Genomic DNA, 2,046 nt, shown 5'->3' on the forward strand with positions numbered 1-2,046 from the left:
ATTTTTCTAATTTTACCGTCTTTAAGGTTGCCCATCTATAAAAAGAAGCATCATAATTTCTTGCATTATAACCTATTTTTTCTAAAACAACTTGCATATGAGCAGATCTTATTCCAGCAGTACAATAGGTTACTATCTTCGCATTTTTTTCAATTCCTTTTGATTTTAATATGTTCTCTATAGCTTTAGAATCCTTTAGAGTCCCATCTTTTTCTAAAAATGAATTAAATGGAATATTGATAGATCCTTTCATATGTCCACCTCTAGCTTCTCCAAACTTAGTAGCACCCAAATATTCATCTTCTTCTCTAGTGTCTATTATAACTAAATCATTAAATTCTTTAATTAGTTGATCCGTTGTTATATTTCTACTATTATCCCATTTAACTATAGAATTAGTTACTTCAGGATATTTCGTTTTAGAAAATGTTGTTTTTCTTTTTTCACTTTTCCATTTTTCTATTCCACCGTCTAATATGTGAAGATTTTTAAATCCTGCCATTTGTAAAGTCCAATATACACGACCATCTTCTCCCCAAGCACCATGTGTTTTACTATAAACTACAATTTCATCTGATGATTTTATTCCTAATTCATTTAACTTTTTTGATAAAGTATCAATCTCTAATACCGTTCCCCATTTTTCAGATCCAAATTCAGCATCCATATCGGATAGAGATTTCCAACTTACTTCAATAGCTCCCGGAATATGTCCTAACTTATAAGCTTTTCCTCTAGCATCTATAATTTTAATATTATCCTTATTTTGAGACAACCATTCTGTGGATACAAAAGTCTCAGCAAAAGATAATACTCCCATTAAAAGAAATATCCCTAGTATTAATCTTTTTTTCATTTTAAATCACCCCTATTTTTATTATGTGTTACTCTATAGTTTATAACATTTTTTTTAAGATTATACAAGGGAAAAGCAAGGTAATGTTGTATTGAAAAGTATAAAAAAAAGAGTCTAATAGGACTCTTTAAAAAAAAATTATTTTCTATTATTAAAAGTCCAGGCTATAATTCTAGATATTTTATTTCCATGAGTCATCTCTATAATTTTAGTATCTGCTACTCCTAATTTTTTTAAGATTTTCTCCATGGGTTTTACATTTTCTCCCTTAGATATAAGAGAGGTAAAGTATCCTACTTTATCTGAAAATAAAAGACTTTCCTTAGCCATTTTTTTCAAAAATAACATCTCTCCACCTTTACACCAAAGTTCTGCTTTTTGACCTCCAAAGTTTAACTTTTCACTCAAATTAGAGGATCTAGTTTTATTTAAGTTGTCTCTTTTTTGTTTATTAGCAGATAATGCATCTTTTAAAGAGGCATGAAATGGTGGATTACACATTGTTAGATCTACATACTCTTCATCTATAATTCCTTTAAAAAAGTTATTTTTATCCGGTTGAAGTTTAATAACTATACTATCTTCTAGATTATTTTTTTTTATAATTTCCTTTGCATTTTCCACTGAAATAGGATCAATATCTGAGGCTATAAATTTCCACCCATAAGACTTATTTCCTATAATAGGATAGATGCAATTTGCACCAGTCCCTATATCTAACACATGAATATGTTTTTTAGATTTTGGCAATAGATCTGATATATGATGAATATAGTCGGCTCTTCCTGGAATAGGTGGGCATAAAAATCCCATTGGAATGTCCCAATTTTCAATATCATAATATGTTTTTAGGAGAGCTCTATTCAATTCTAAAACTGCTTTTTCATCTCCAAAATCGATTGTACTGTCCCCACTAGGACTATTTTTTATGTATTTTTTTAGCCCTTTAGAATTCTCTATAAGGGATTTAAAATCATATCTTCCTGAATGCGGATTTCTCAAATGAAACCCTTTTTGTTTTAAATTATTCAATTTATTTCTCCTATATAATTATTGATTTTATCAGTTTAAATTGTAACATGATTATAATGAATTAGCAATGTAATAGCTCCATGCTTATTACATAAATTTAAATTATATATAATTTAAAAGAACGTCTTAAAAAGACGTTCTCTTGATATATCTATAAG

Annotated in this window: 2 protein-coding genes; both read right to left on the reverse strand. The window is 28.3% G+C overall.

Features of this window, described 5'->3' with window-relative positions:
- Window positions 1-856, reverse strand: an 856-nt coding sequence (locus WBG30_RS01280) for a sulfurtransferase (protein WP_424502832.1), incomplete at its 3' end; no start/stop codon positions are given.
- 138 nt (window positions 857-994) lie between these two features.
- Entirely contained in the window at window positions 995-1,888 is an 894-nt protein-coding gene (rlmF, locus tag WBG30_RS01285) for a 23S rRNA (adenine(1618)-N(6))-methyltransferase RlmF (RefSeq protein WP_424502833.1), read from the reverse strand.
- Window positions 1,889-2,046 lie beyond the last annotated feature (158 nt).

Origin of the sequence: Psychrilyobacter sp., from assembly GCF_049671765.1 — a bacterium.
Taxonomy (GTDB): Bacteria; Fusobacteriota; Fusobacteriia; order Fusobacteriales; family Fusobacteriaceae; genus Psychrilyobacter.